Origin of the sequence: Magnetospirillum sp. ME-1, assembly GCF_002105535.1 — a bacterium.
In the GTDB taxonomy this organism is placed as follows: Bacteria; Pseudomonadota; Alphaproteobacteria; order Rhodospirillales; family Magnetospirillaceae; genus Phaeospirillum.
The window spans coordinates 478,066-504,884 of record NZ_CP015848.1 but is presented as its reverse complement, the minus strand read 5'-3'; the positions used below and the strand labels follow the sequence as shown (position 1 = coordinate 504,884).

At 64.4% G+C, this 26,819-nt stretch carries 29 protein-coding genes; 23 read left to right on the top strand and 6 right to left on the bottom strand.

The window, feature by feature from the left end:
* Window positions 1–75: 75 nt before the first annotated feature.
* The 4 genes from mamC to mamG form a co-directional block, all read right to left on the bottom strand.
* Window positions 76–450, bottom strand: coding sequence for a magnetosome protein MamC (gene mamC / locus WV31_RS02240; protein ID WP_008620745.1), 375 nt, complete (start codon window positions 448–450; stop codon window positions 76–78).
* A gap of 31 nt (window positions 451–481) precedes the next feature.
* Window positions 482–1,426 carry a magnetosome protein MamD gene (gene mamD, locus WV31_RS22290; RefSeq protein WP_011383389.1) on the bottom strand — a complete coding sequence of 315 codons (945 nt, stop codon included), beginning with the start codon at window positions 1,424–1,426 and terminating at the stop codon, window positions 482–484.
* Between the two features lie 76 nt (window positions 1,427–1,502).
* The gene (mamF, locus tag WV31_RS02230) at window positions 1,503–1,838 is read right to left on the bottom strand and encodes a magnetosome protein MamF (RefSeq protein WP_008620747.1); all 336 of its coding nucleotides are present in this window, start codon (window positions 1,836–1,838) and stop codon (window positions 1,503–1,505) included.
* A 14-nt stretch (window positions 1,839–1,852) separates the two neighbouring features.
* On the bottom strand, window positions 1,853–2,164 hold the full coding sequence (mamG, locus tag WV31_RS02225; protein WP_085372090.1) for a magnetosome protein MamG: 312 nt from the start codon (window positions 2,162–2,164) through the stop codon (window positions 1,853–1,855).
* Window positions 2,165–2,401: 237 nt separating this feature from the next.
* Here mamG and WV31_RS02220 point away from each other — a divergent pair, with 237 nt between their 5' ends.
* The 5 genes from WV31_RS02220 to WV31_RS02200 all read left to right on the top strand — a co-directional run bounded on the left by WV31_RS02220 (window position 2,402) and on the right by WV31_RS02200 (window position 6,293).
* Window positions 2,402–2,605, top strand: a complete 204-nt coding sequence (locus tag WV31_RS02220; protein WP_008620751.1) for a hypothetical protein — start codon at window positions 2,402–2,404, stop codon at window positions 2,603–2,605.
* 175 nt (window positions 2,606–2,780) lie between these two features.
* Window positions 2,781–3,272: a magnetic particle specific iron-binding protein Mms6 gene (mms6, locus tag WV31_RS02215; protein WP_085372089.1), complete on the top strand. Its 492-nt coding sequence runs from the start codon at window positions 2,781–2,783 to the stop codon at window positions 3,270–3,272.
* 17 nt (window positions 3,273–3,289) lie between these two features.
* On the top strand, window positions 3,290–3,613 hold the full coding sequence (gene mmsF / locus WV31_RS02210) for a magnetosome protein MmsF (RefSeq protein WP_008620754.1): 324 nt from the start codon (window positions 3,290–3,292) through the stop codon (window positions 3,611–3,613).
* A gap of 221 nt (window positions 3,614–3,834) precedes the next feature.
* A complete protein-coding gene (locus WV31_RS02205; RefSeq protein WP_011383392.1) occupies window positions 3,835–4,881 on the top strand; it encodes a COG4223 family protein in 1,047 nt (348 codons plus the stop codon).
* Between the two features lie 2 nt (window positions 4,882–4,883).
* Complete coding sequence (locus tag WV31_RS02200) at window positions 4,884–6,293, top strand: heme biosynthesis protein HemY (RefSeq protein ID WP_011383393.1); 1,410 nt, start codon at window positions 4,884–4,886, stop codon at window positions 6,291–6,293.
* Here the strand turns inward: WV31_RS02200 and WV31_RS02195 are convergent.
* Window positions 6,290–7,459, bottom strand: coding sequence for a DUF445 domain-containing protein (locus tag WV31_RS02195; protein ID WP_043746017.1), 1,170 nt, complete (start codon window positions 7,457–7,459; stop codon window positions 6,290–6,292). The genes WV31_RS02200 and WV31_RS02195 overlap by 4 nt on opposite strands.
* A 270-nt stretch (window positions 7,460–7,729) precedes the next feature.
* Between WV31_RS02195 and mamH the strand changes: the two genes are divergently transcribed.
* The 18 genes from mamH (at window position 7,730) to mamV (ending at window position 25,188) form a co-directional block, all read left to right on the top strand.
* Window positions 7,730–9,025 carry a magnetosome biogenesis transporter MamH gene (gene mamH, locus WV31_RS02190; protein WP_011383395.1) on the top strand — a complete coding sequence of 432 codons (1,296 nt, stop codon included), beginning with the start codon at window positions 7,730–7,732 and terminating at the stop codon, window positions 9,023–9,025.
* Window positions 9,026–9,061: 36 nt separating this feature from the next.
* Window positions 9,062–9,271, top strand: coding sequence for a magnetosome protein MamI (gene mamI, locus WV31_RS02185; protein ID WP_008620768.1), 210 nt, complete (start codon window positions 9,062–9,064; stop codon window positions 9,269–9,271).
* Between the two features lie 5 nt (window positions 9,272–9,276).
* A complete protein-coding gene (mamE, locus tag WV31_RS02180; protein WP_231848978.1) occupies window positions 9,277–11,457 on the top strand; it encodes a magnetosome formation protease MamE in 2,181 nt (726 codons plus the stop codon).
* A 15-nt stretch (window positions 11,458–11,472) separates the two neighbouring features.
* Complete coding sequence (gene mamJ, locus WV31_RS02175; RefSeq protein ID WP_257788787.1) at window positions 11,473–12,843, top strand: magnetosome protein MamJ; 1,371 nt, start codon at window positions 11,473–11,475, stop codon at window positions 12,841–12,843.
* A gap of 47 nt (window positions 12,844–12,890) precedes the next feature.
* Complete coding sequence (gene mamK, locus WV31_RS02170; protein WP_011383398.1) at window positions 12,891–13,934, top strand: MamK family actin-like protein; 1,044 nt, start codon at window positions 12,891–12,893, stop codon at window positions 13,932–13,934.
* Window positions 13,935–13,989: 55 nt separating this feature from the next.
* A complete protein-coding gene (gene mamL, locus WV31_RS02165) occupies window positions 13,990–14,226 on the top strand; it encodes a magnetosome protein MamL (RefSeq protein ID WP_008620778.1) in 237 nt (78 codons plus the stop codon).
* 50 nt (window positions 14,227–14,276) lie between these two features.
* Window positions 14,277–15,233, top strand: coding sequence for a magnetosome biogenesis CDF transporter MamM (gene mamM / locus WV31_RS02160; protein ID WP_011383399.1), 957 nt, complete (start codon window positions 14,277–14,279; stop codon window positions 15,231–15,233).
* Complete coding sequence (gene mamN, locus WV31_RS02155) at window positions 15,234–16,547, top strand: magnetosome biogenesis transporter MamN (RefSeq protein ID WP_008620782.1); 1,314 nt, start codon at window positions 15,234–15,236, stop codon at window positions 16,545–16,547.
* Window positions 16,548–16,587: 40 nt separating this feature from the next.
* Entirely contained in the window at window positions 16,588–18,501 is a 1,914-nt protein-coding gene (mamO, locus tag WV31_RS02150; RefSeq protein ID WP_085372087.1) for a magnetosome protein MamO, read from the top strand.
* Between the two features lie 27 nt (window positions 18,502–18,528).
* Window positions 18,529–19,356 carry a magnetosome magnetite formation protein MamP gene (gene mamP, locus WV31_RS02145; protein ID WP_011383401.1) on the top strand — a complete coding sequence of 276 codons (828 nt, stop codon included), beginning with the start codon at window positions 18,529–18,531 and terminating at the stop codon, window positions 19,354–19,356.
* Between the two features lie 34 nt (window positions 19,357–19,390).
* Entirely contained in the window at window positions 19,391–20,044 is a 654-nt protein-coding gene (gene mamA / locus WV31_RS02140; protein WP_009869052.1) for a magnetosome protein MamA, read from the top strand.
* 49 nt (window positions 20,045–20,093) lie between these two features.
* The gene (mamQ, locus tag WV31_RS02135) at window positions 20,094–20,912 is read left to right on the top strand and encodes a magnetosome protein MamQ (RefSeq protein ID WP_011383430.1); all 819 of its coding nucleotides are present in this window, start codon (window positions 20,094–20,096) and stop codon (window positions 20,910–20,912) included.
* Window positions 20,909–21,163: a magnetosome protein MamR gene (gene mamR / locus WV31_RS02130; protein WP_008622632.1), complete on the top strand. Its 255-nt coding sequence runs from the start codon at window positions 20,909–20,911 to the stop codon at window positions 21,161–21,163. The genes mamQ and mamR overlap by 4 nt, the downstream gene beginning before the upstream one ends.
* Entirely contained in the window at window positions 21,160–22,050 is an 891-nt protein-coding gene (gene mamB, locus WV31_RS02125) for a magnetosome biogenesis CDF transporter MamB (protein WP_008622631.1), read from the top strand. Before mamR ends, mamB begins: the two co-directional genes overlap by 4 nt.
* Window positions 22,051–22,090: 40 nt before the next feature.
* Window positions 22,091–22,612 carry a magnetosome protein MamS gene (gene mamS, locus WV31_RS02120; protein WP_145980709.1) on the top strand — a complete coding sequence of 174 codons (522 nt, stop codon included), beginning with the start codon at window positions 22,091–22,093 and terminating at the stop codon, window positions 22,610–22,612.
* Between the two features lie 67 nt (window positions 22,613–22,679).
* Window positions 22,680–23,162, top strand: a complete 483-nt coding sequence (gene mamT, locus WV31_RS02115) for a magnetosome protein MamT (protein ID WP_008622199.1) — start codon at window positions 22,680–22,682, stop codon at window positions 23,160–23,162.
* A gap of 47 nt (window positions 23,163–23,209) precedes the next feature.
* On the top strand, window positions 23,210–24,103 hold the full coding sequence (gene mamU, locus WV31_RS02110; RefSeq protein ID WP_008622201.1) for a lipid kinase MamU: 894 nt from the start codon (window positions 23,210–23,212) through the stop codon (window positions 24,101–24,103).
* 83 nt (window positions 24,104–24,186) lie between these two features.
* Complete coding sequence (gene mamV, locus WV31_RS02105) at window positions 24,187–25,188, top strand: CDF transporter MamV (RefSeq protein WP_085372086.1); 1,002 nt, start codon at window positions 24,187–24,189, stop codon at window positions 25,186–25,188.
* A 49-nt stretch (window positions 25,189–25,237) separates the two neighbouring features.
* Here the strand turns inward: mamV and WV31_RS22350 are convergent, their stop codons facing one another.
* Complete coding sequence (locus WV31_RS22350; RefSeq protein WP_237051453.1) at window positions 25,238–26,533, bottom strand: hypothetical protein; 1,296 nt, start codon at window positions 26,531–26,533, stop codon at window positions 25,238–25,240.
* Window positions 26,534–26,819: the final 286 nt, after the last annotated feature.

Here is a 26,819-nt window from a genome sequence, read left to right as displayed (position 1 = left end):
CGTGGGGTGTTTTCGGCCCCGCTTGGTTTCTGCCATGCCGCTCCGAAGGGGGCGGTCGGCCGGAACCGGGGGGCGTCAGGCCAGTTCGTCCCGCAAGATGTCCTCGTCGGAAGCGCCGTTGGCAGCTTTGCCGCGGTTCAGTTCCTTCTCGACCAGATCGACGCCGCGATCCCAGGCATATTTGGCGGCAACGCCGGCCACCAAGGCGGTGCCCAGCGATACAACCAGGCCGCCGCCGACGGCGGTCGCGGCCACGGCGGAAAGCGCGGTGGCCAGGCCGGCGCCGACGGTTTCCTTGCCGGTATCGATGGCCGCTTCGGTATTGGTGATGCGCTTTTCCTTCAGGAGGCGGACGTTCTTGGCCAAGGCGGCGGCGCCGCCGACCAGGGCGCCGAGAACGCCGACGCCGGGAACGGATTTCGCCAGATAGGGGGCAAGGTGAAAGGGCATTACGATGGTCCTTGTGGTTCGGATGTCGGTCTTATTCTTCCCCGGCCGCAGCCAGGAGCGCATCATCGGACAGGTCGGGGGTGCCGTGGCGGCGTCGCGCCCAGACATAGAGCGCGGCGGCCCCGGCCAGTCCGGCGGCCCCCAGAAGGAACGGCCCCCAGGCGCCGAGTCCCAGACCGAGGCCGAGGCCAAGCCCCTTGGCGGACAGCATGGCGCTGCCGGTTCCGGCGGCGGTGATGGGAGTGACGGTGCCGGCTCCGGCGGTCAGCAGCGACGAGGCTGATCCAGCGCCCACGGCGGCGGCTCCGCCGGTGCCGGTGACGGCGGCCGGAATGAATTTGGCGGCGATGGCGCCGCCGCCGACGGCCTTGCCCGCTCCGGCGGTCAGGGGCTTCAGGACCAGGAATTTGCCGGTGGTGCCGCCGATGACGGGGCTGGGGGCGACCACGAAGGTCTTGCCCACCAGGCCGCCGGTCTGGGTCGCGGCGTTCTGGACGTTGATGGCGATCAGATCGCCGCCGCCGACCGGGTTCAGATACAGCATGCCGGCCGCCTTGGTTCCGGCGGCGACGGGGGGCTGGGCGATGGTGAAGCTCTTGCCGGCCAGGGCGGGCAGGTTGACGGCGGCGGCGGTGCCTTCCACCTTCATCATCACCAATTGTCCCGCGCCCGTGGCGGCGGCGGCGGCCTTGGCGCCGGTGACCGGGGTCAAGGCGATCCAGTTGCCGATACCGCCGATGGCGGCGGGGGTCTTGCCGACCATCACGGTCTTGCCGACCAGAGCCTGCAGTTCAACCACCTGCCGGGTCGCGTCCAGCTTGACGATGATTGGCGCTTGTCCGGCGGCGGTGGGGGTGATGGTGGCGAGATTGGTGGCCGCCGACACCTTGGTGACCGTCGCGGTCTGACCGGCGAGGGCGGAAACCTGAGACGCCTGCATGGCGCTTTCGACCTTGGCCAGGAGAAGGTCCTGCATCGTGTCTGTCTTTCCTTACGGCGGCGAGAATGCCGCTATGCGCCTGAAACCGGCGCGCTTGTCGAGCGGCTTTGGATTAGATCAACGCGACGAAATAGCCGACCAGCGGCAGGCGCCAGGTGCGGCGCAGCGCCACCGAGGCCAGACCAGCCACCGACAGAACCAGCACGCCCATGGACGAGAAACCAAACAGCCACTTGCCGATCAGGGGAAGATGCAGGGCGAACATGGCCAGGACGCTCCACATCCACAAGACCAAGCCCTGCTTGGCGTGGAAGTACACATATTCGTCGTCCCGGCTCATCAGCAGCGGGACGAAGCAGAGAATGCCCAGATAGCTCAGGCCCGCCATCAGATAGGAGCGGCAGCCGCAGGGGGTATTTTCGGTTTCGAGCAAGATTGCCTCAGCCATTGTCGTATCCTCGCTTAAGTCGCATCGGCGGCGGCATCAACCTCCGCCTTGCAGTTTTTCAATTTGCCGACCAGATAGGCGGCGCCCGCCAGCCCGGCGATGCCGACAAGCACGGGTCCCCAGGCACCGAGTCCCAGTCCGAGCCCGAGACAGACACCCTTGCCGGTCAGCATGGCGTTGCCGATGGCGGCTGTCCCGACCGGAGAGGCGATGATGCCGCTCCCGACGCCGAGGGCGGCTCCGCCGGTCCCGACCCCCGCGGCAGCCGAAGCCTTTGCCGGGGCGGCGGCGTTTGCCAAAATCTGCCCTCCAACCTTAGCGGCCATGACTCTACACTCCGAATCCTCACGTACAGCCTGGCAAGAATAATTGAAACAAGAGCCCAGGCAAACAGAAAATGCGTTGATAGCTCCTCTCAACTTATCTTCGGGTCATGTGATCTTCGGCTGGGGATGACTATGCGCTTCATCTCCAGATATTTTGTTGAGAGTGATTTGCATGCGCGCCAAACCGGACGGGGTTGACGTATTCAATCCTGGTCGGCTTGGGAACAATCCCTTTGGATGTTGACGGTGGCTTGTTTCCTGTGGCACTCGAAAGTCCCCGGCCATGAGGTGCTCGTCATGCTTGATCTTTGGGATGTGACCGCCGCGCTCGCCGTGGTCGTTTTAGTGGGGGCCTGGGCGGCGCGGCGTTTCTATCGGGGCAAAGGTTGCGGTCTCGGCTGCGGCGGCTGCAAGACGCCAAAGGCGGGAAAGTGCGACTAATTCTCTTTTGCTCTTCTGAGAGAGAAAATAATAGTTGGTCGCAACTTCTCCGCTGTCGTGACGTTGTCCTCGTAACGTGTTGTCCTCAGCAATGATCTCATGTTATTGATGCCGCTAGTCTGAAGGGGGGCTGGCGTTTTCAGTCCCGCGCTACTTGATTGTGAGGAGAACCGAGGTGCCAGCTCAGATCGCCAACGGAGTTATTTGCCCCCCAGGGGCCCCGGCCGGAACCAAGGCCGCCGCCGCCATGGGCGAGATGGAGCGCGAGGGCGCCGCCGCCAAGGCCGGGGCTGCCAAGACGGGCGCCGCCAAGACCGGAACCGTCGCCAAGACCGGAACCGTCGCCAAGACCGGCATCGCCGCCAAGACGGGTGTTGCCACCGCCGTTGCCGCTCCGGCGGCTCCTGCCAATGTTGCCGCCGCCCAGGGCGCCGGGACCAAGGTCGCCCTTGGCGCGGGCAAGGCCGCCGCCGGTGCCAAGGTCGTCGGTGGAACCATCTGGACCGGTAAGGGGCTGGGCCTCGGTCTGGGTCTCGGTCTGGGCGCGTGGGGGCCGATCATTCTCGGCGTTGTTGGCGCCGGGGCGGTTTACGCGTATATGAAGAGCCGTGATATCGAATCGGCGCAGAGCGACGAGGAAGTCGAACTGCGCGACGCGCTGGCCTGAACGAGGAGGAGGGGGGAATGACTGAAGCTATCCTTCGCAGCACGCTCGGTGCGCGCACGACGGTCATGGCGGCGCTGTCCTATCTCAGCGTCTTGTGCTTCGTTCCGCTTCTGGTGGATCGGGACGACGAATTCGTCTACTTCCACGCCAAGCAGGGGCTGGTGATCTGGATGTGGGGCGTTTTGGCGCTGTTCGCGCTGCATGTTCCCGTTCTGGGGAAGTGGATTTTCGGTTTCTCGTCCATGGGGGTTCTGGTGTTCTCCCTGCTCGGCCTGGTTTCCGTAGTGTTCCAGCGGGCGTGGAAGCTGCCCCTGATCAGCTGGGTCGCCCACCGGATCTGATCTGATCTTCGGACCCGATGATGCGCATCTCGACGTCTCGCTTTGGCGGGCGTTGGGATGTTTCGTTTCGGGAGCCCCGCGGGGCCGTGCGCGGGCCGCGTCCGCAGGCCGCTCGCGGCACTTAGTTAATGGCTTGCCAAAAAGGTCGGCGATCATGAAGATCGCCCCGGCGGGTCTGCCTGCCTGATCGGCGGCAGCGAAGCCAGTGGGAGCGGAGCCTGATGGATAGCAACGAAAAAGAACAACCCCTGGGCGGACGCCGCCCCGCGCGACGCCGGGACGGCGGCGGCCAGGTGGTGGTTCTGTATCTGGCCGTGATCCTGGTGGGCGGCGTGCTGGCCTGGCCCTTGCTGGCGCCGCGTCTCGGCGGCCTTCCCGGCCCCTGGGCCAAATGGCTGGGGGACGAGATGGGCTCCACGGCCGCCGCGCCCCGACCGGCCGGCCTGGACGAACGGGTGGAGATGCTGGAAGCCTCCCTGGGGCCTTTGGCCATGCGGCTGGCGGAGACCGACCGGCGGTTGACCGTGATTGAAGCCGTGATCCGCAAGCAGGAGCACGAACCGCGCAAGGAGGCAGCCGCCGCCGCCGATCAGGCGCAGATGGCGCGTCTGTCCGCCGAGGTGGCCGCCATCAAGGGCGATCTGGACGTGGTCCGCAAGCTGGCGACCGACGAAGGGGGCGCCGCCAAGCTGTCCAGCGCGGTGGAAAAGGCGGAAGCGGCTTTTCGCCGCATCGCCGAACGCCGCGACCGCGCACCCTTGTTCCTGGCGGTGCTGGGGCAACTGCGGGAAGCGGTGGACCGGGGCACGCCTTATCCCGCCCAATTGAAGGCGGCCCTGGCTCTGGCCGAGAAGGGCGGCGCCGACAAGCTGGCGCCATTGACCATGGGGGCGGGGACCGGGGTGGTCTCCCGCGTGGCCCTGGCCGAGAGCTTCCGCATGACGGCGGCGGCGGCGCGCAAGCTCGACGACGTCGCCGAAAGCAGCTGGATTCCTGCCAATATCCGGCATTGGCTGGGATCTGCGGTGGTGGTCCGGCGGGCGGAAAACAGCAATGAAGGCATCGACGGGGCCTTAAACAGCGCCTCCCGGCTGCTGGCGGGCGGCGATCTGGCCGGGGCGGTCACGGTGCTGCGCCATGCCGAAGGTCCCGGCATGGCTGCCATCCAGCCCTGGCTGGAAGCGGCGGAATTGCGTCTGACCGTGGACGCGGTGTTGTCTGAACTGTCGGCGACGGTTATGACCGTCGCCGCGTCCCGGGACGAGTGACCATGCTGTTGCGCCTTATCGTCCTTTTGATCTTCATGTCGCCGGTGGTGCTGGCCACTTTGTGGTTCTCGGACAATGCCGGGACGGTGCAGGTGGAATGGCTGGGGTGGCATGTGGACACCAATGTCCCCGTGCTTCTCGGCATTCTTCTGGCGGTGTTCATGCTGTTTTCCGGCCTGACGCGGCTGTCGGCGCTGGTGGCCGATCTGCCTGCCAAGCTGGGCAAGTCGCGACAGGCCCGGGGACGGGAAAAGGGAATGCTCGCCCTTTTGGCGGCGCTGGACGCGGCCGAAAGCGGCGATGTCGGCGACGGCCGCCGCCTCGGAGCAGAGGCGGCCCGGTTGCTGGACAGTCCCGAGCTTGCTGCCCGCCTGGACCGGCTGATACCGCGCCCCGCTGCGCCTCCGGCGGCGACGCTCCGGCCCGAGCCGGCCAAGGGACGTCTGTTCGCGAAGAAGCCGCCCGCACCGCCGGTGGTCGAAAGAGAGCCGCCGCCGCCGGTCAAGGCCGCGCCGCCGCCTGCTCCCGTCGCCGTCGTCGAGACGCCTGCCGCCCCCGCCGATCCCAGCGCCGAGGATGCGGCCGCCTTTGCCGCCAAACTCCGGGATGGCGAGTGGGCGGCGGCCCAGGCATGCATCGACGCCACTCTTTCCGCCGGGCGGTTGTCGCCGGCCTTGGCCGCGCGATGGCGGGCCGTGGTGCTGGAAGGGCAGGCATGCCTGGACTCCCAGGACGATCCCGCTCGGTCCTTACGGCTGGCGCGTGAGGCATTGGCCGCCGATCCGGGCTTTCTCCCGGCGGCTCTGCACGTGCTTCGGCAGGAGGTGTCCGAAGGTCGCCGGTCCGAAGCCGAAGCGGTCCTGGCCGCGGTCTGGCGGAGCGCTCCCGCCCGGATTTTGCTGGAAACCTGCTCGCCGCTGTGGCGCGAAGACGATGCCGAAAGCCGTTTGAAGCGGCTTGAGGTCCTGGCGGAATGGGCTCCGCATGATCCCGAAGGCCACCTTGCCGCCGGGGAAGCGGCCGTCGCCGCCGCCAAATGGGGCGTCGCCCGCCGTCACCTCATGGCGGCGCTGAAGATCGCGCCCGATGCGTTGGGATGTCGGCTGATGGCCGAGATCGAGGACAAGGAGCCTGGCGGAGCGGAGCGGGCGGAAATCTGGCGCCGCCGTGAACGCGAAGCTCCGGCAGCGCCCACCTGGGTGTGCGAGGCTTGCGGCGCTACCTCGGGGTCATGGGCGCCTTATTGTTCGGCCTGCGCCGCCGGAGCCGCCATCCAATGGACGCGCCCGGCCCACAAGCCGGAAAATCCGCCCGCCCCCGCGAGTGTCCCGCCGTCGGCGGAGGCTCCGCCCGCTCCCGCCGAGCCTAGAGTTTCTCGCATTCAAGCCGAATCAGAAATCGAGAAACTCTAGAAAAACGAGCTGATGCACTTGCGCTGAGCCAGCGTCGTGACCGTGTAGATGGCCAATCCGACCAGGCCGCCGACCACGGTGCCGTTAATGCGGATATACTGAAGATCCTTGCCCACATGGCTTTCCAGCTTCTCGATCAGGAACGGGGTGCGCCAGCGCATGACCAGATCGGTGATCAGCGAGCCTATCAGCTCGCGCCGGGGCACCAGCAAGGCTTCGGTGGCGTCGCGCAGCCAGCGGTTCAGGGTCGCCCGCATGGCGGTGTCGTGCTCCAGCCGTTGACCGATCTCGCGCAGGCCGTTTTCAAGGAGCATCTCCATGGTCTTGGCCTCCTCCATCAGGTGGTCGTAGGCGCTGCTTCCCAACTGGCGGAGATAGGCATCCAGGGCGGGATCGTCGAGAACCTGCATCTTGACCTCCTCGATCCGCTGGGCAAAATGCGGCGAATTGGTCATGCCGTCGATGGTTTCGTGGACGAAGAGCTCGAATTTCAGCCGCCAGGGATGGTCGGGGGCGGTCAGCTCCCCCAGTGAGCCGTCGATGCCTTGGGTGACGCCCTGTGCGATCTGGGTCTCCACCCACAGCGGCAGCCATTCCGGACATTCCTTGGCGACCTTGGCGCGGATGAATGAACGGTTCTGGGCGACGAAGGAGCGGGCCTCGGTCACCAGATGATCCAAGATGGCGTGGTGATAGCCGCGCCCCACCATGTAGGACAAGATGTTGGCCATGCGCGGGGCGGTGATGGCGGTATCGACCACCTTGCGCAGACCGCCGCCGATGGTGCTGCGCCACCGTTGCTCGCCGATTGTATCGACGATGGGGGGGAGCGATCCGGCGATCCGGGCGGCGATCATGGCCGCCGTCTCAGGCCGGGCCAGCCAGCGCCCCAGCCGTCCGGCGGTATCGAGTTCCTCCAGCCGTTGGGCCAGGGCCTGCGACGCCAGCAGGTTGTCGGCGACGAACCGGCCGATGGCGGCGGCGATCCGGCCGTGATTGCGGGGAATGACGGCGGTGTGGGGGATGGGAAGTCCGAAAGGATGGCGAAACAGGGCGGTAACCGCGAACCAATCGGCGATGCCGCCGACCAGGGCGGCTTCGGCGAAGGCCCGAACCGGCGCCAGCCAGGGCCAGGCTTTCTCGCCCCAAACGGAGAATGCGAACACAGCGGAGATCAAGGCAAGCAAAGCCGTAGCATAAGTCCGCATGCGGGAAAGTCCGGCATGTTGCGTTCGATTATCGTTATCTTCTGGTGAAGAGAGCATCTGATCCGAATCCGAGGGCGGCGGCAGGAAATCGAGACTTTTTGTTTCGAGCATATATACGCAATCCGCTGCAGCGGCGGATTACGGGGTACCTTCGTATGAACCCTGTGTTTATGTGTTGTCAACCGCCCCCGACTCGCTGTTATAGTCTGACCGAATCGGAGGTGACGGGTGTCTCGAGTGGAAGCGGCTGCGGCAGAAGTTAAAGTGCGCCAGCACAACGCCCTTTATTTGCTGTCGGCGTTGTGCATGGTTTTCATGACCCTGGTGGTTGCTATTCAGCCGCTATTCTTGCGAAACGTTCTTAATATCTCATTCGAAACCGCCGGCGCCGTCAATGCCAATGTGCAGGTGGTGACCGAGGTTCTGGATCTCTTCATCTTCGCCTATCTCGGCTACCTGTCGGATCGGATCGGGCGGGTCAGGATCATCGTGGCCGGTTTTCTGGTCGCCGCCATCGGTGCGGTGATCGCGCCGCTCAGCCCCTGGATCGGCGGTGCCTCCATCGGGGCGCTGGTCGTCTATTACGTTTCGCGGGTCATCATGTCGGCGGGCAGCGGCGCGGTATGGCCTCAATTGTCGGCCCTGGCCGGGGATTTCAGCGACGACGACACCCGGGCGCGCCTGATGTCCAATACCGCGTTCATGATGGCCTTCGGGGTGACGCTGGTCTACGCTGTTTTGATGCAGATCCCGGCCCATGCGGGCATCGCCGTGACCATGCTGCTGACGGCGGCGGTCTCCCTGGCCGGTGCTTGGCTGGCGGGGAAATTCCTGGTGGATGTCGCTCCGCGCACCCAGGAAACCTCGGTTCCCTGGCGGGCGGTCTGGAGCTTGGTGAAGGCGGAGCCCCGCCTGCGCCTGGCTTTCGCCAGTTCGCTGTTCGCCCGCAGCGACATGGTGTTCGTAGGGCTCTTCCTCATGCTGTGGTTCATCTACTTTGCCGATCTGATCAAGGTCGGGCAGGCCGAGGCGGCGGCGCGGGCCGGAATCTTGATCGGGCTGATGGGGGCGGTGGTCATGCTCTCGATCCCGGTTTGGCGGTCGTTTATCGAGCATTTCGGCCGCATTCAGGCGGTTCTGCTCGGGATGGTGCTCTCCGCCCTGGGATTCATAATGTTGGGTTTCATCATCAATCCGTTCGACTGGTTCATCGTACTGCCCATCTTGTTGATTGCGTCCGGGCAGGCTGGTTGTTTTGTGGCGCCTCAAATATTAACAGTTGACTACGCGCCTAGGGATTTGCTTGGGTCTGTGCTTGGCGCATTTAATGTTATTGGGTGCATTGGTATTATTTTCTTTGTTCAGGTCGGCGGGTTTTTATTTGATTATGTTGGCCCGCCGGCACCTTTTGTCTTTACTGGTGTTGGAAACTTGATTATATCGGCGTATGCATTGCGCCTGCTAAAACGCGAGGCGCGTGACGGCGGCGGCGACGACGCCCCAGGGGACGACGGGGTGGCGTAGCGCCATTCGCTCTGCATCAAGACTGGAGTAACGTTTATGCCAAGCGTGATTTTCGGACTGCTGGCGCTTGCCCTCGGATTGCTGGGGGTGACGGCATGGTGGTGGTCGGTGACCGAGTTCCTGCGCGGAGCGGTGCCGGTGGCCCTGCTCATCCTTGGCTTGGTCGCGTTGGCCTCCGGGGTGCAATCCGTGCGGTTGCCTCGTTCCAACAAGGGGACCGCTTCAGACCCTGACATCGATGGTTGATGGCCATGTTCAATGGTGACGTAGAAGACGGCGGGCGCGGCGATGCTTCCTGCGGCAAGGATCTGAAGCGCTATCTGATGCTCATGGGCGTGGTTGCCCTGGTCGTCCTATTTGGCGCCTTCATTTACCGGCAGTCCTCGGGCGGTCTTCGTCTCGGCGCCATGTTGGAGCAGATGGGGCGGGGCACCGGCCCTGCCGTCAATGTTCCGGTACAGCAGGGCGGGCCGTCGGCAGCCGTCAATCCGGCCATGTCGGTTCCGGCTGGTGCCCGCGTGGCGCCGCCCTCGGCCGCCGGTGCTATAGCGACCATGCCTCCCATGGTGGATTTCGGACCGGCTCCCATTGGGGCCGGGGGGCCGTTCTCCAGCGTCGTCACCTTGCTGCGCAACAGCGTCGTCGCCGTGACCGCGTCATCGGCCAACGGGCAGGCCATGCCCGATCCCCTGGGCTTGGCCAACCCTGACGGACTGCCCCATTTCGCCAATCCCGCCACCCGGTCGGTGGAAAACATCGGCACCGGCGTGATCGTCCGTAACGACGGCTTCATCGTCACCAACTATCATGTGGTGCGCGGCGCCAATTCGGTGTTCGTTACCGTGCAGGACGACGTGGGCTCGACCCGCTATTCCGCCGAAATCATCAAGATGGACGAGGCTCTGGATCTCGCCTTGCTGAAGGTCGCCCCCAAGACGCCGTTGACAGCCGCCGTTCTGGGCGACAGCGACGGGGTGCAGGTCGCCGACGAAGTGATCGCCATCGGGACTCCCTTCGGTCTGGACATGACCGTCAGCCGCGGCATCATTTCCGCCAAGCGCAAGTCCATGGTGATCGAGGGCGTGACCCATTCCAACCTGCTGCAGACCGACGCCGCCATCAACCAGGGCAATTCCGGCGGTCCGCTGGTGATTTCCAACGGGACGGTGGTCGGCATCAATACCGCCATCTACACCCCCAACGGCGCCTTTGCCGGAATAGGCTTCGCCGTGCCCAGCAATCAGGCCCGCCTGTTCATCTTGGATGAAGTGGGCTGGCTGCCGACCTCCACCGCCGAGGGGGCCTCCATGGGCCTGGTGGCCATGCAGCGCCCCATGGGCGGCGGCGTGGGCGCGGCGGGTCCGGCCATTTTCGCCGGGACTAGGGCGCCCCACACCGATGGCCGCCAGAACATGGATTGCACCACCTGCCACGATCTGATTCCGGCCGGAAACGGGCGGCCCGCGCCGATGATGCCCATCGCCGCCCCGATTCCGCCGCCGCCGATTCCCATGGGCGCCGTCTCGCCCCATACCGACGGCCGTCAGAACATGAACTGCGCCAATTGCCATCAGATGCTGGGCGGTGCCGCGCCCATCGCCGCACCGGGACTCGGCGGGGGGGCTTACCGCTTCGCGCAGCCGCCGGGAAGCCTGGCCATCAATATTCAGGGGCCGCGCGGCGGGCAGTCGACCGCCGCCGGAACCGGCCGGGTCACGCTTTTGGGCGCCGCCTTGACCCCCATGTCGCAGCGCCTTGGCGCCCAGACCGGCGTACCGGTCGGACGCGGAGTGTTCATCTCCGGCGTCACGCCCAATACTCCGGCGGCGACGGCGGGGCTGCGGCCCGGCGACGTCTTGCTCAAGGTGGACGGCCGTCCTGTCCGCCTGCCGGAAGAAGTCTCCGCCATCATGGTCGAGATGCATGCCGGACGGTCGGTGCGGCTCGGCGTCCTGCGCGATGGCGATGTGCGCAACATGACCCTGGTCGCGGGACCCGCCGGTCTGGCCGCCGCAGCGGTCCAGGCTCCGGCCATTGCCGACATGGCGCAGCCGCCCATGGGCGGCATGGCCCCCACTGCACCCGGCATGGTCGCGGTTCCCGGTGGTCCGGCCGTCATGCCGAAGCCTCCGACCGAGTTCAACTGGCTGGGCATGGAGATCGAAACCTTCCAGGCGCCGCGTCCGATCACCGGTGTGCCGGGCGCCGTTCCGGTTCCCGGAGCCAAGGGTGCCCAGGTGGCCGAGGTTCTGGTCGGGTCCCGGGCCGCCGTGGCGGGGCTCCAGGCCAATGACCTCATCCTCGAGGTCAATAATCGGCCGGTGGCCGGTCCGGCTCGTCTCGACGCCGCCATTAAGGGGGCGACGAATGCCGGGCAGCAGATTTTGCTGAAGGTCAACCGCAATGGCCAAGAGTTCTGGATTGTCCTTTGATGGTGGAGCTGGATAATGGCGAATAACCGGCGAGATCGCGACAAAGGCGACGGGAGCCAGGGTGAAGGCTTGTCGGCGGGCGGCGGAATGCCGTCGGAGCCCGAGATCGTCTCGGTGACGGTCCATCCCACGCCAACTTTGGCCGTGTCGCTGAAGCCGGCGCAGCAAGGCGATATTTGGGCCAGTTTGCTGGAAAGCTCGCCCTGGTCGGCCAATCACGGCGGCCGGATCGAGCCGGTTCAGCCGAGCCCCGCCCCTACCCGCCCCACGGAATCCCCGTCCGTCGGCGATCTGGTCAGCCGCTGGTCGCAGCCGATCTGGCGGACCCCCAGCCGCGTGGAAGAGGTCGAGACCCCGGAGAGCAATTTCGTCATCGAGTTGGAGGCGTCCCAGCCGATCACTTCGGATATCACGGTGTCCGTCTCCGATCTGGTGATCGAGGTTCAGCCGATCCAGACCACCGAAGCCGAGCCGGAGCCCGAGCTTCCGGTGGCCGAGCCCGAGCCCGGAGTCGTGCCGGTGGACGTTGTGGCCGAAGCCGAGCCGGAGCCGGAGCTTCCGGTGGCCGAGCCCGAAGTCGTGCCGGTGGACGTTGTGGCCGAAGCCGAGCCGGAGCCGGAGCTTCCGGTGACCGAGCCCGAGCCCGAAGTCGTGCCGGTGGACGTTGTGGCCGAAGCCGAGCCGGAGCCGGAGCTTCCGGTGGCCGCGCCCGAGCCCGAAGTCTTGCCGGTGGAGGTTGTGGCCGAAGCCGAGCCGGAGCCGGAGCTTCCGGTGGCCGCGCCCGAGCCCGAAGTCTTGCCGGTGGAGGTTGTGGCCGAAGCCGAGCCGGAGCCCGAGCTTCCGGTGGCCGCGCCCGAGCCCGAAGTCGTGCCGGTGGACGTTGTGGCCGAAGCCGAGCCGGAGCCCGAGCTTCCGGTGGCCGAGCCCGAATTGGTTCATGAGGCGGCTGTTTCCGAGCCGGTGGCCGAAAGCATCGAGGACGCGGTGGCGGTTCCCGCCCCGGCGACTAATTTCGGTCTTGCCGAACTGATGCAGGCGGCTGCGGCCATGGCCCCGGTTTTGGCCTCTCCCCCTTCCGTTGCCCCAGCGGCCAAGCCCGTCCGAGAGCCCGCGAAGAAGAGGAAGGCTCCGCCGGTCAGAAAGAAGGTCGCCACGGTTCAGGACGTTCCCGTCGAAGACCTTCTCGGTGGAATTTTCGGGATCGCCGGTTCGGCGGTGCGTAGTGTCCTCAGTCTTGGTGCCGGGGTCGTCGGCGGCGTGGTCAAGGGGGGACGTGTCATTGGGGACAACGTCGTCGCCGGTGCGCGTCGGCTTACGGGGTCCGCCGAGGGAAGTTGCGGGACCTGCTCCACGTCTCAATGCGATACGGTGGGCAAGAAAAAATAGCTGGCAGCCGTCAATTGGTCATTTAGCACGCGAACGGAGTGACAAAAATGAGTGAAGGTGAAGGCCAGGCCAAGAACAGATTGTTCCTTGGCATCGACCTTGGGACTTCCCATACTGCGGTGATGTCGAGCCGGGGCAAAAAGTTCCTGCTGAAGTCGGTGGTTGGATACCCGAAGGACGTCATCGGTTTGAAGCTGCTCGGCCGCCCCTATGTGGTCGGCGACGAGGCTTTCGAGATGCGCTCCTACCTGGACATCCGCTATCCGCTCCAGGACGGCGTGCTGAGCGAGATCAGCGACCGCGACATCGAAGTGGCGCGGCATCTGCTGACCCATGTGGTGAAGTCGGCCGAGCCCGGCCCCAACGACGAGATCTGCGCCGTCATCGGCGTGCCGGCGCGGGCGTCGGCGGCCAACAAGGCGCTGCTGCTCAAGATGGCTCAGGAGGTGGTTCATACCGCCCTAGTGGTGTCCGAACCGTTCATGGTCGGCTACGGCCTGGACAAGCTGATCAACACCATCATCGTCGATATCGGCGCCGGAACCACGGATATCTGCGCCCTGAAGGGCACTGTTCCCGGCCCCGAAGATCAGGTTACCCTGACCAAGGCTGGCAACTATGTGGATGAGCGGCTCCAGAACGCCATCTTGGAACGTCATCCCGAACTGCAGATGAACGTGAATGTCGCCTGCGCGGTGAAAGAGCAGTTCTCCTTCGTCGGCACCCCCACCGAGGTTGCCTCGTTCGAGTTCCGCGCCGCCGGCAAGCCCGTGCGCGCTGACGTGACCGAGCCGGTGAAGATCGCCTGCGAGGCGCTGATGCCCGACATTATCGAAAGCATCGAGACGCTGCTGCGTTCGTTCCAGCCCGAATATCAGGCCACCGTGCTTCAAAACATCGTGTTTGCCGGCGGCGGCTCGCGCATTCGCGGATTGGCGGCCTACGTCAAGGAAAAGCTGCGTCCCTTCGGCGATGCGAACGTGACCTGCGTCAAGGACCCCACTTTCGACGGTTGCCGGGGCGCCTTGCGTCTGGCGGAAGAGCTTCCGCCGCAGTATTGGCGTCAGCTTGGAGACGTCTCCGGCTCGTGACGGGGGGAGAGTTCGATATGCGGGACGGGGATACGCGGCAGTCTAGGACAGTGGCATGGTAAGATTGATCGGATCGTTGGTGTTCGGCGGGTTGATCGTGCTGTTGGCGTCGTCCAACGCGCATATGGTCGAAACCCGCCTGGGACCACTGGCGATGATTGCGCCGCATTTCGTTGTTCTGGGCATAACGTTTTTTCTCGGTTTCGCCATCGGCATCGTCTCGGTGCTGGCGAACGTCATGACGCGGCGCAAGCAGAAGTCGCCGGGGAAGAGCATCGTCATCAAGCGCTGAATCCCTTCGCTTGGGTTGAAGGCGGGGTCGGGGCTTTGGAGTGAGTAAGGATGAGGAAGAGCGGTTGCACGGTCTGCAGCAGGAGCATCGGTTGGGTCGGCCTGGCTGTAAACACCGTACTGATGGTCATGAAGGCGTTCGTCGGTCTGATCGGCGGATCGCAGGCCATGCTCGCCGATGCCATGTATTCGCTGAAGGACATGCTGAATGCGCTGATGGTGGTCATCGGGACCACCATCTCCAGCAAGCCCCTTGACGCGGAGCATCCCTACGGCCACGGCAAGGTCGAATTCATTCTGTCCATGGTGGTCAGCGTCGTTTTCATCGGACTGACCGGCTATCTGCTGGTCCACGCCGTCCAGATCTTGTTGGATGAAAGCATGCACCGCACCCCGCATCTGATCGTGCTGTGGGCGGCGCTGGTTTCCGTCGGCGTCAATGTGGCCATGTATTTCTACTCCCGCTGCGTCGCCATCGAGACCAACAGTCCCATCATCAAGACCATGGCCAAGCATCACCATGGCGACGCCACCGCTTCGGGGGCCGTGGCGCTGGGCATCATCGGCGCCCATTACCTCAACATGCCGTGGATCGATCCGGCGGTCGCCCTGTGGGAAACCATCGACCTGCTGCTGCTGGGCAAGGTCGTCTTCATGGATGCCTATCGCGGCCTGATGGACCATACCGCGGGCGAGGCGGTGCAGAACCGCATCGTCGATACGGCGGAGCGGGTCCCCGGCGTGCGCGGCGTGATCCATCTGCGCGCCCGCTATGTGGGCCAAGACATCTGGGCCGACATGATCATCGGCGTCGATCCCGAGCATACGGTGGAGCAGGCCCACGACATTTGCGAGGCGGTTCAGGCCGCGGTCTGCGGCAAGATGCGCCGTATCGAATCGCTGCATGTCAGCGCCGAGGCGCGAGAAGCCGGAGATACAAGCAAGCCGACATTCTCGGAAGAACCGCTGACTTACGATGAAGTCATGTTGTCGAAGGTGGATAACTAGATGATCGGACTTCTCACCCTTGCCGTGTTCGTCGCGACGTTCGCCGTTATCTATCGGTGGGCGGAGGGCAGCCATCTGGCCGTTCTGGCCGGGGCGGCGGCATTGGTGGTGATCGGAACCATCAGCGGCAGCTACACGCCGGTCATGGCGCTGCGCTCCGTCTATTTCGAGACTCTGGCCCTGATCTTCGGCATGGCGGCCATTTCCGCCCTCCTGGCCCGCTCCGGCGTCTATGCCTATCTGGCGGCCGGAACGGCGGAACTGTCCCAGGGCCAAGGGCGCTGGATCTTGGTGATGATGGCGCTGGTGACCTACGGGATTTCGCTGGCTAGCAACTCCTTGGTGACGGTGGCGGTGGTGGTTCCGGTGACCTTGACGGTGTGCTTTCGCACCGGCATCGACCCCGTGCCGGTCATCATCGCCGAGATTATCGCCGCCAATCTGGGCGGGGCCTCGACCATGATCGGCGACTTCCCCAACATGATTCTGGCCTCGGCGGGCAAGCTTCACTTCAACGATTTCATCGCCGGGATGATGCCTGTCTGCCTGATCTTGCTGGCGGTGATGCTGGTATTCTTCGAGCGGCGTTTGGGCGACTGGAAAGGCTCGGAAATTCCGGTGGATCCGGTCTGGGCCCGGGGCGAGGCGCTGCGTCACAGTGCCATCGACCGTCGGCTTTTGAGTTATGGACTGATCATTTTCGGCGTCACCGTCGCCGGTTTGATTCTGGCGGGGCCGCTGAAGGTGCGGCCGGGCTGGATCGCCTTTGTCGCCGGGGTGACGGCGCTGGGTCTGGGCCGCTTCAAGGATGACGAGTTCTTCTCGGCCTGCGGCGGCACCGACATCTTGTTCTACGGCGGCCTGTTCGTGATGGTGGGGGCCTTGACCTCGGTGGGGATTCTCGACTGGGCGGTGAACTGGCTCGAAGGCATTACCGCCGCCCATGACCGCGTCCGCGCCATCCTTTTGATGTGGATGGCAGCCGCCGTCACTATTTTCGTGGGCGGCGGCACCTCGGCGGCGGTCTTCGCCCCGGTGGCGGCGACGCTTCGCCTGGACGGGGACGGTCAGGCGGCTTGGTGGGCGCTGGCGCTGGGCATCATGGCGGGGTCGGTGGCTGCGCTGCCGGGCGCCACGGCGGGATCCCTGGCCATGACTCAATATTCCGGCTTCGTGAAGCGGCATCCGGAACTGGCATCCGCAGCCGCCGCCGGTCTGCAATTCACCCATCGGGAATATGTCCGCTGGGGCATGCCACTGATGGGGATCTTCTTGGTTCTGGGGACCGTCTATATCGCGGTTCTCGTGGGATGAGAGATGACGACAGGAATCCGAATGAGCTTGGAACTCAGCCATGATTGAAGTCGGCGAGACCATGGGCGAATTGCCCACCAACAAGATCGTGTTTTGCGAACGGTCGTGGAAGACGCCTGTCTCGATCCTGGCCTTCTTGATCTTCGTGACCTTCGCCTGGGGGATCTATCTCCTGGACCATTACGACGAGGACGACAATTTCCACGGGGCCGACGATCTGTCGGTGGGTCAGTTCCTGGTGCGCAACATCGCCATGCCGCATGTGCAGCGGCTGTATCACACGGTTCCCCCTGCTGTGGTCGGGGTCGGCGGCGGCGGGGTCAATGCCGGTCCGGTGGCCTCGGGGGCCATCGTGGGGACCAACGGCTATGTGATCACCACCTTGCATTCGGTGTCCAAGCTGCCGGAGATTTCGGTCCAGGTGGCGACGACGGGTGGGATCCGGCGCTTTCCGGCCCAGGTGGTGAAGACCATTCCGGGGCATGATCTGGCGCTGCTGAAGATGCAGACCACCGAGAAGTTCCTGCATTTCCGCATGGCCGACGTCCAGACGGTGGTGCCGGGTCAGCAGGTCTTCGCCTTCGGCCGCAACATGGCGGGGGCGCCGCTGGTGCGCCAGGGCCTGGTGCAATCGGCGGATGCGCCGCTGGCGGTGGGGGCGACCCAGATCACCCATCTGCTGCGTTCGGACGCGGTCTACAGCTGGGAACAGACCGGCGGCCCGCTGGTCAACGCCCAGGGTGATCTGGTGGGCATCAACATCGCCGCTACCGGCCCCGCCGGCAAGGTGGAAGGCTTCACGGTGCCGGCCCAGGTGATCGTGTCCCATCTTCAGGACGTGGTTCGCTTCAAGAAGGGCTCCGCCACGGCACCCGGCCAACCTCAGACCCAGACCGTCGCTGCCGGTTCCACCAATTGGTGGTCCAAGGCCCGGGCGGTGGTCGGGGGACCGACTGCCATTCCGGGGATGGGCATGAACGTCGTGCAAGGCAATGTGGTCAAGGGCAATGTCGCGCCGTCCATTCCCTCGGGCATGCCCTTCATCGACACAGACCATGTCGGGGGTGCAAAGATCGGCGGATACTCCGTCGCCGATATCGTCGGCCTGGTCATGCTCGCCTTGGCGGCGGGTGTCACCGGCGGCATGATGACCATGGGCGGCGGCGTGCTCCAGGTCGCCGGCATGATGGTCTTCTTCGGCTATGGCATGTATCTGATCCGCCCGGTGGTCTTTCTGACCAATGTGGTGGTGTACGGTGCTGCCTCATTGCGCAACGACAAGGCTCAACTGGTCCAGTGGGACAAGGTCAAGCCGCTGATTCCCTGGGGCATCGCCGGCGTGATCCTGGGCTATTTCATCGGCAACGCCATCGGCGATTCTGTGGTGGGTATTCTACTGGGCCTGTTCGCTCTGATCATGGCGGGCAAGGCGGTCATGGAAATTCTTCAGCCCAATGCCGGCGAGGAAACGGCCGAGTCCATTTCCGCCGCAGAGGCTGAAGACGAGATGGACGAATTGATGGCTTTGGCAGACGGCACCTCCAGGCCCAAGGCCAGCGGCCTTGCCTTGCCGGAAGGCCATGCCCGTTCGGCGGTGTTGGGGCTGCCCATGGGTCTGTTCAGCGGTATTCTCGGCATCAGCGGCGGCGTCATCGAGGTTCCGCTGCAGCGCTATGTGGGACGCATCAGCCTGCAAAACGCCATCGCCAACAGTTCGGTCCTGGTGTTCTGGGCCTCGGTGGCCGGTTCGGTGGTGGCCTTCCTCCACGGATCCAGCACGGGTCTGATTCATTGGGAAGCGCCGGTGACCCTGGCCCTGGTGATGATTCCCGGCGCCTATGTGGGCGGCATCATCGGAGCGCGCCTGATGCGGGTCTTGCCGGTGCGGGTGCTCAAGGGCGTGTATGCGGCGACCATGGCCGCTATCGCTCTCAAGATGCTGACCTCGGTGTGATGATCATGATGCTGGGATTGGCCGGACATGAATAGCAAGGTGGCGCTTCTGGTCGTGGGACTGGCCGTTGTTCTGGCGCTCGTCATCGGGCGGCAGGGGCCGGTCGCGCCCCAGGCCACGAATACGCAGTCCCAGGCGGTGGCAGCAGGGCCGGTCGCGGCGCCTGTGGCCTTTCCCCAGCCCCTGTATCCCCAGGCGGCCAATGTTGCCATGCCGGTGGAGCCCGATCCTGCGGCGGGCGGCGGGACCGCGCCGGCGACGGAATCGCCGCTGCCCAACTTCGTTCCGCGCAAGCTGAAGGTGTTCGAAGGGCATTGGCAGGGCATGGACGGTCGCCTGATGACCGAGGAACTGGCCCGCAAGCTGAACTATCCGCGCGGCCTGCAGGGGGTTTTGCTGGGCGAAGTCACGCTGAACGCGGCGTTTTCCGGGCTTTTGGCCGGCGATCTCATCGTCAGGATCGACGATACCCCGGTCACCGACATGGAGAGTTTCAAGGCCGCCAGCCGGACCGTGGCCAACCGCTCCGATGCGCGGATCAGCGTACTGCGTAAGGACAACCGGCCGGGGGCTCCGGTGGTGCGCAAGCTGACGGTGGTCCTGCGCGAGGCCGAGGGCGGCCTGGGCTTCGCCCAGTTGGAAGGCGCGCCCATGATCCTGGCGGGCGATCCGCGCCCCCACGGCTATCGCGGCGCCTGCACCGATTGCCACCCCATCGGCCAGGGGTTCGAGTTGACCCCCGACCCAGATTTGATAAGCCTGCCCCCGCCGACGATCACGCGTGATATGGTCGCCCGGAGCGTCAATCCTCACGAAGTGCGCGGGCCGTGCGAAGCCTGCCACGTCATAAAGTGATCAGAGCCACCTGATTAGGATTTTGGAGAACACTATGTCTAGCAAGCCGTCGGATATTCTTGACGAGGTCACTCTTTACGCTCACTACGGCCTTTCGGTGGCGAAGAAGCTCGGAATGAACATGGTCGATGCGTTCCGTGCGGCCTTTTCCGTCAACGACGACATCCGCCAGGTGTATTACCGCGACAAGGGCATCTCCCACGCCAAGGCCGGGCGCTATTCCCAGGCCGTCATGCTGCTGGAGCAGGTCTACGACGCCGATGCCTTCGATGTGGATGTGGCTCTGCACCTGGGAATCGCCTATGTGAAGACCGGCGCCGTCGATCGCGGCACCGAACTACTCGAACGTTCCTTGGCCGATGCGCCCGACAACGTGAAGGTGGCGACCGTTCTCGGCCTGACCTATGTGCAGGTGCAAAAGTACGATCTGGCCGTTCCGCTGCTGATCAAGGTGGCCGAGGCCAATCCCATCAATTTCAACGTCCGGTTCCGTCTGGGCGTGGCGCTGGACAACCTCGGCCGTTTCGACGAAGCCATCGACAGCTTCAAGATCGCGCTGGGCCTGCGTCCCAATGAAGGCAAGGTGCATCGCGCCATCGCCTTCAGCTATGAGCAGATGGGCCGGCACGAGGAAGCCTTGCCGCATTTCAAGAAGGCCAATGAACTTGACGAAGGGGCCTCGGTCTGAGGCCGTATGAGGGGCGTTTCCTTCATACGACGAGCTTAGAGAGGCGGATATGGCATTAGGCGACGCGAATGTTGGTTCGGCCCCTGGGGTCGACTTCAGTGCGCTGCAACGGGTGAAGCAGTCGGAGGAGCTGCTTGCCCAGTTGTACGTGGTGGAGGAGACGCCGCGTCGTTTGGGGCGTGGGCCGGTGCACGCTCTTATGGTCATATCGGTTTTGTCGGTTGTTGCGTTCATCGCGACGTTGCTGATGCGCTACAACACCTTCGTGACCATGTCGGAAGACACGCAGGCGAAGCGGTCCAATTACGAGGTGATGATCCAGCGCCGGGACAATCTGTTCGGCAATCTTGTGAAGCTGACGCTGAACCATGCTGCATTGGAGCACTCGATCTTCTCGCATACCTCGGACAAGCGGACCGAGGGCGTTGAGGCTGGCAAGGGCGGCCCTATCGGCTCGGCGCTGGAACAGCTGATGAAGCAGGGCGGGATCGGCAAGCTTCTGGGTGATATTGGGGGCGGCAAGGCGCTGCTGGGGGCCGACGGAGGCTTCGGCAATGCGCTGGGCCGTTTGATGGCGGTGGTGGAGCAGTATCCGACCATCCAGTCGGTGGACACCTACAAGCATATGATGACGTCGCTGGTGGAGATGGAAGACCGCATCGCGACGCGTCGGGAGGATTACAACGCCGCCGCCTCGACCTACAACATCGAGATCACCAAGTGGCCGTGGAACTATCTGGCGTTCATCACCGGGTTCAAGCGGGCGGAGTATTTCCAGGAAAAGCCGGCGGGCGACACGCCGATCATCACGCCGCAGCTGTTCCAGGAACTGTTGCCTCTCAACCATGCGCAGGACATCAAGAAATGATCTGGACGGCGGTGATCAAGGGGAGCGCGCTGGTGACCTTCGTGCAGGGCGCCATGGTGCTGGTGGACAAGATCTTCGGCGAGGAGATCTTGCCGCACCGGATCTACAGCAGCGCGGAAGCCTCGCAATTGCTGGGGATGGACCGTCTCGAGGTGCTGGGCCTGATTCGTTCGGGGACGATCAAGGCGAAGAAGGTGGGCGATAATTATCGTATCCTGGGCTCCAATCTTGTGGATTACATGAACCGATGAAGTTCGAAAATTGCAGGGATTGCCGCGAGGAAGTGGTGTGGTGGGCCTTTACCGCCGACATCTGCATGACCCTGTTCAAGGGGGTCCTCGGGCTGATGAGCGGCAGCGTGGCGCTGGTGGCGGATTCGTTGCATTCGGGGGCGGACGTGGTGGCCAGCGGGGTGACCCAGCTCAGCTTGAAGATTTCGAACAAGCCAGCGGATGAGCGCTATCCGTTCGGCTACGGCAACATCCAATACATCTCGTCGTCCATCGTGGGCTCCTTGCTGCTGATCGGGGCCAGCTTCTTGATGTACGGCTCGGTGATGAAGCTGATCTCGGGGACCTACGAGGCGCCGAGCATCTTCGCGGCGGTTGGGGCGTCGGTGACGGTGATCGTCAACGAGCTGATGTATCGCTACCAGATCTGCGTGGGCAACGAAAACAACAGCCCGGCCATCATCGCCAATGCCTGGGACAACCGGTCCGACGCCATCTCGTCGGCGGCGGTGATGGTCGGCGTGATCGCCTCGGTGATCGGCTTTCCCATCGCCGACACCATCGCGGCCATCGGCGTCTCGGCCCTGGTGGGACGCATCGGCCTGGAACTGATCGGAACCTCGATCCACGGCCTGATGGACAGCTCGGTGGATACGGAATTGCTGCAGACCGCCTGGCAGGTGGCCATGGACACGCCCATGGTCCACAGCATCTATTTCCTGCGCGGTCGCCATGTGGGCGAGGACGTGCAGTTCGACATCCGCCTGCGGGTCGATCCCAATCTGCGCATCAAGGACAGTTCCATGGTGGCCGAGGCGGTACGCCGGCGCATCCAGGAGGAAATCCCCCACGCCCGCGACATCCGCCTGTTCGTCAGCCCGGCACCCGCCGCCGCGGCACGGGCCTGAGCGAGAGAGGGGCGGCGTCATGGACATCCGGCCAGAGCGTATGTTGAGCCGTATTCGGCAGATGGCCGAAGGCGCCGTCTCGCCCCAGCTGGTGCTCGGCCTCGGGGTCGTCCTGATCCTGGGGCTGGTTGTGAGCGCCATGCTTCCCGACCGCTTCACAGGCGGCGGCAAAACCGGCGGCGGCGTCACGGCCCAAAGCCAGGCATTGTCGCTTCCCGCCGCCCTGCCGGGTCTGTCGCCCTTTACCCCGGCGACGCCTTTGCAGTTCAGCGGCCGTGTCACCCAGGTGGCCAGCATCGGCAACGATGTCGGCTGGGGGCAGGTCCATATCTGGATCGACAACGGCACCGGCGCCCTGCAGGAGATTTCGGTGGCGCCGCAGGCATATCTTACCCAGATCGGCTGCCCGTCCTTCGACGGAGCGCGGGTCAGCGGCGTCGGATTCATTTTCGATCCGGGGCGGCCCAATGCCGAGCTTTACGTCAAGTCGATCCAGGTCGGCGGGCGGACCTGCAAGTTGCGCGATGACGAGGGACTGGCACTGTGGATGGTGGTGCAGTGAGTCCGAGGAGACGGGGAAGGTGAGCATGGAGGCGCCGCGGCGCGGCCGTCGCTGGGTAAGCTTGGGGATGATCGCCTTGTTGGCGGCGATCGGGCTGGGACTCTATTGGGACCAGCTGTCCACGCCGTCCGGCATAACGCCCGCCACCTCGCCCCGACGGGCGGAGGGGCTGCTGCTGGGGCGTCTACCGCTGCCCATGGAGCCATCGCTGCTGTCGCCGTTGGAGCGGCTGCTGGAACCGCCGCTCCGCTACAAGCTGATGACCATCCGCCATATCCCGCCGGTGAAGCCAGGAACCGGAATGCCGCATCCCTATGTAGGCGATTGCATCCAGTGCCACCTGATGGTGGGCGGCCCGGCCGCCGGCTCCCAGTTCAAGACGCCCTATGGCGCCGTTTTGGAAAATCTCTCGCGGGTCCGCAAGCTGGGACCGCCCATTCTGCCGACCTCCCGCCAGCCGCATCCGCCGGCCGGACGATGCATCAAATGCCACGACATCGTGGTCAAGGTGCCGGTGGACAAGAAAGGCGGCATGAGATGGCAATTATGATCGCGGGCGCCATTCCCCGCTGACCAGGGACGGGACGGGGCGGAGCGATGCGCATCGCGGCGATCATCAATGAACGTGCGGGAACCGTCGCCTGCCTGTCGCCCCCGGTCGTCGCCGCCCGGCTGTCGGCCATCTGGACCTCGCTGGGCCATCAGGCCCATGTCACCCTGGCCGAGGGAAAGGACATGGGGCGCGCAATTCGCAAGGCGTGCCGTGATCCCGCCGTCCATGCGGTCATCATCGGCGGCGGCGACGGGTCCTTGTCCCGATCGCTTAAGCATGTGGTGGGAAGCGGCAAGTCCCTGGGTGTCCTGCCGCTGGGAACCATGAATTATGTCGCCCGCCAGTTCGGAGTGCCGTTCGACCTTGACCGGGCGGCGGTGGCCTTGGCCGATGCGGTTCCCACCCCCACCGATTTGGGGCGGGTCAATGACCGTTTCTTCCTGATTCGTGCCTGTCTCGGCGCATTTCCTGAATTCATCCGTTCTCGCGACGAGGCCCGCCGCAAAGGAGGGAGCTTTCTGGACGGAGCCCTGGCCGGGCTGACCGGCCTGGCCCGGGGGCATCGCTTGATCGAAGCGGAGTTGATCGGACCCGACGTCCAAGCCCGGATCGCCACTTCCTTTTTTATGGTGTCCAACAATATGTGCCGGGATTCCGATCCGTTCCAGCTGGAGCGCGAGCGCATGGATGGCGCTACCCTGGGGGTTTATATCGGGCAGGGGGCGGGGCCCTTCAGCCTCATGGATCTGGGCCTGCAGGTGGCCATGGGGCGCTGGGCCAGCAACGAGGCCCTCATCCGAGGCTCCTTGCCCTGGCTGGAAATCCGGACCCGGCAGCGCAAGCCGCTGGTCTCCATCGACGGCGAGGTGGAAAAGATGGAAGCCCCCTTCCGCTTCGACATCCTGCCCGGCGTCCTACCCATGCTGGTGCCCAAATAATCGCGGCCTTGCAAGGTGGTGCAGTTGCCATGGACGGCAGGCAACTGCTATAGAATAAACCACGGTGCGCATTGGCGTCGCCGATGCTGGGAAGGCCGATGAAACCAAGCAAATGCCAGGAATGTCGTGACCGAGCGGCTTGGCTGGACATGTTCACCGCCCTGGCTCTCGCCGTGTTCAAGACCGCTTTGGGGGTGCTGAGCGGCAGCATGGCGCTTCAGGCCCATTCCCTGCATTCCTTCGGCGATTTTCTGACCAAGGGCATCAATCTGGCCAGCGTCAAGCTGTCCAGCCGACCGGCCAATTCCGCCTTTCCCTACGGCTACGGCAAGGTTCAATTCCTGTCGGCCAATTTCATCGGCATCAGCTTGATGGCCGGGGCCGCCGCCATGCTGTGGTACAACGTCACCCATCTCGGCTCCGGCCATGTGCAGGTCCCCGAGGTCTGGGCCGTGTTCGGCGCCCTGATCTCCGCCGGAACCGCCGAACTGGTGCATCGCTATCTGCGCTGCGTGGCCGAACACACCAACAGTCCCGCCATAATGGCCGCCGCCGCCGACAATCGGGGCGACGCCTATTCGTCTCTGGCGGTACTGGCGGGCATCGTTTTGTCCATCCTGGGATGGGTGGCGGCGGATCATCTGGCCGCCATCTTGGTGTCGCTGCTGGTTTTGCGCATCGGCGCGGTGATCGCCTGGGACAGCATCCACGGCTTGATGGACGGCAGCGTTCCCTCCCATCGCATCGACGGCATCCGGCAATTGCTGGCCGCCCACCATCCCGGCGTCAGCGTCGTGGACCTGCGCGGTCGCCGCATGGGGGAAACCTGGGAAGTGGATCTGCAGCTTTCCATTTCAAGCCAGGTCACGGTCGAGGAGTGCCATGCCCTGACCCGGGAACTGGAAAGCAGGATCGCCCGGGAAGAGCCGCACGCCTGTCACATCCGCATCCGGTTTATTCCCCAATCTGGGGATGCGGCAAAGACCGCCGTCATCGAGACGGCGGCGGCGGTGGATGAATTCGCCTATCTGGTCGAGGCGTCCGCGGCCCTCCGGCCGCTTGGCCACAGCCGCAATGGCGGCTGATCGCGGCGTGCGCCGGATTTGGCGCTCGCCGCTATAGGGACCGGGGCCGCTACGCTGTTGGCGATTGGTTGAGGCGCTGGAAGGCGGCCTCTTGGGAATCGGCGGCGCGGCGCTCTTGCAAGATTACATCCGCATCGTTCAGTCGCTTGGCGGCCACAAGCTTCAGCGGTGCGGCGTCATCCTTTTCCAGCTCGCTGAGGGTATTGTCTCGGGCCGTCAGCGACAGCACGTTCTGCCATCCGGTCTTGATCATCTCCAACAGGTCGAGGGAGAGCGAGGGGTAGCCGCCGAGCATTGTGATCAAGGTGTCGAATTCGGACATCTTGTAAAAGATCTTCGACGACGCTCCCAATGCGGCGGGGGTGGTTCCATCGACGATCCGAGACGATTCCTGGACGGTCCGTTCGAGGCCGGAGGCCAGGATTCCCAACGAGAACTTACTGACGGTCCGCATGATCTCGGCGTATTTCTTCTTGAAGAAGGACCCTGCCTCGCCTTCCTCCCGGCAATAGCCGTGGACCAGCCCCATGAGGTTCATCAGACGATTGAAATGGTCGCTGATCTTCGCCTTGGCGTTTTCCTCGGCGGGGTCGTGAAGCAGGGCTTGAAGCTCTTGAGAGATGCGCAGGGCCTCTTGGACAACCTGGACGCGGCGGTTGGACGGTGGCAGATGCTCGATATCGGGGCCTCGGCCGCCGCCGGATGTTGCGGCCATGCCGATTCCGGCGGTGGCTTTGGACGGCGGCCGGCTTGGCGTCTCGGCGGTCGCGCCGCTCGGCGCCTCGGCGGCATTTTCGGGCCGGGCGGCGGCGGACGGTTTCGGCGGCGCGGTTTCCGCCGCCGGGCGCGGGGCCGTCCCATCGGTGGCGCGGCGACGCGGTCCCTGGTAGTTGGGAAGATCGTTCCGCCTGCGGTCGGGACCGGCATAGCCGCCGCAATTGATGAATTCGCGCGAGTCGGTGAGAAGCGCCGAGACGGCTTTCAGCATCCCCCGCAGAGTGAGGGGGAGGGTGGCGAAGCCGGAGGCACCGGCATCCCGGGCTCGGGTCAGACGCTCATTATCCCATCCTTCCGTGACGCACAGGAAGGGAACCGTCCGGGCTCTGGGGGACAAGTCGCGCCGGATATGCTTCAGCAGGTCGATGTGACCATCGCCGGCCTCCGCCCAAATGACGAGATCGATGGTGGTGTAACGAAGCTGTAAAGTGGCATGTTCAACCGTATCAGTTTCGTGAATTACACTAATTCCAATCTGATTAAGAACGTCGGCCAGTAGACGGCGCTTTTTCTTGTCTGATGAAATCAGAAGGCATGCAAGGTTCTTAAGTGATGGTAGAGTCAACATGCATTAACTCATAAGACGGCGGAATTGTATTTAATGAAGGGGTGGTAGATACAGTGGAGAATTCGGTGTGTCTGCCCCATTCCCTCGCCCTCATCTCTCGGTACGCCGAAGGAGGGGTCGCTTGGTGGCAAGCTTATTCCGTATGATGTGCCGAGTCCATGGGAGGCGAGGAAATCGTGTTCGAAAGATGGAATGGCCCGGCTGGCCAGCTCAACCTCGGCGCAAAAATAGCCAGTAAATCTCATAATTCGAGGGTTGTGCTGCGGCCTTGGCAATGCTTCGATAC

Excerpts from the sequence above, each read along its gene's own strand:
- mamC (WP_008620745.1), bottom strand. The coding sequence starts at position 450 with ATGCCCTTTCACCTTGCCCCCTATCTGGCGAAATCCGTTCCCGGCGTC.
- mamD (WP_011383389.1), bottom strand. The coding sequence starts at position 1,426 with ATGCAGGACCTTCTCCTGGCCAAGGTCGAAAGCGCCATGCAGGCGTCT.
- mamF (WP_008620747.1), bottom strand. The coding sequence starts at position 1,838 with ATGGCTGAGGCAATCTTGCTCGAAACCGAAAATACCCCCTGCGGCTGC.
- mamG (WP_085372090.1), bottom strand. The coding sequence starts at position 2,164 with ATGGCCGCTAAGGTTGGAGGGCAGATTTTGGCAAACGCCGCCGCCCCG.
- WV31_RS02220 (WP_008620751.1), top strand. The coding sequence starts at position 2,402 with ATGTTGACGGTGGCTTGTTTCCTGTGGCACTCGAAAGTCCCCGGCCAT.
- mmsF (WP_008620754.1), top strand. The coding sequence starts at position 3,290 with ATGACTGAAGCTATCCTTCGCAGCACGCTCGGTGCGCGCACGACGGTC.
- WV31_RS02205 (WP_011383392.1), top strand. The coding sequence starts at position 3,835 with ATGGATAGCAACGAAAAAGAACAACCCCTGGGCGGACGCCGCCCCGCG.
- WV31_RS02200 (WP_011383393.1), top strand. The coding sequence starts at position 4,884 with ATGCTGTTGCGCCTTATCGTCCTTTTGATCTTCATGTCGCCGGTGGTG.
- mamI (WP_008620768.1), top strand. The coding sequence starts at position 9,062 with ATGCCAAGCGTGATTTTCGGACTGCTGGCGCTTGCCCTCGGATTGCTG.
- mamE (WP_231848978.1), top strand. The coding sequence starts at position 9,277 with ATGTTCAATGGTGACGTAGAAGACGGCGGGCGCGGCGATGCTTCCTGC.
- mamJ (WP_257788787.1), top strand. The coding sequence starts at position 11,473 with ATGGCGAATAACCGGCGAGATCGCGACAAAGGCGACGGGAGCCAGGGT.
- mamK (WP_011383398.1), top strand. The coding sequence starts at position 12,891 with ATGAGTGAAGGTGAAGGCCAGGCCAAGAACAGATTGTTCCTTGGCATC.
- mamL (WP_008620778.1), top strand. The coding sequence starts at position 13,990 with ATGGTAAGATTGATCGGATCGTTGGTGTTCGGCGGGTTGATCGTGCTG.
- mamM (WP_011383399.1), top strand. The coding sequence starts at position 14,277 with ATGAGGAAGAGCGGTTGCACGGTCTGCAGCAGGAGCATCGGTTGGGTC.
- mamN (WP_008620782.1), top strand. The coding sequence starts at position 15,234 with ATGATCGGACTTCTCACCCTTGCCGTGTTCGTCGCGACGTTCGCCGTT.
- mamO (WP_085372087.1), top strand. The coding sequence starts at position 16,588 with ATGATTGAAGTCGGCGAGACCATGGGCGAATTGCCCACCAACAAGATC.
- mamP (WP_011383401.1), top strand. The coding sequence starts at position 18,529 with ATGAATAGCAAGGTGGCGCTTCTGGTCGTGGGACTGGCCGTTGTTCTG.
- mamA (WP_009869052.1), top strand. The coding sequence starts at position 19,391 with ATGTCTAGCAAGCCGTCGGATATTCTTGACGAGGTCACTCTTTACGCT.
- mamQ (WP_011383430.1), top strand. The coding sequence starts at position 20,094 with ATGGCATTAGGCGACGCGAATGTTGGTTCGGCCCCTGGGGTCGACTTC.
- mamR (WP_008622632.1), top strand. The coding sequence starts at position 20,909 with ATGATCTGGACGGCGGTGATCAAGGGGAGCGCGCTGGTGACCTTCGTG.
- mamB (WP_008622631.1), top strand. The coding sequence starts at position 21,160 with ATGAAGTTCGAAAATTGCAGGGATTGCCGCGAGGAAGTGGTGTGGTGG.
- mamS (WP_145980709.1), top strand. The coding sequence starts at position 22,091 with ATGTTGAGCCGTATTCGGCAGATGGCCGAAGGCGCCGTCTCGCCCCAG.
- mamT (WP_008622199.1), top strand. The coding sequence starts at position 22,680 with ATGATCGCCTTGTTGGCGGCGATCGGGCTGGGACTCTATTGGGACCAG.
- mamU (WP_008622201.1), top strand. The coding sequence starts at position 23,210 with ATGCGCATCGCGGCGATCATCAATGAACGTGCGGGAACCGTCGCCTGC.
- mamV (WP_085372086.1), top strand. The coding sequence starts at position 24,187 with ATGCTGGGAAGGCCGATGAAACCAAGCAAATGCCAGGAATGTCGTGAC.
- WV31_RS22350 (WP_237051453.1), bottom strand. The coding sequence starts at position 26,533 with ATGTTGACTCTACCATCACTTAAGAACCTTGCATGCCTTCTGATTTCA.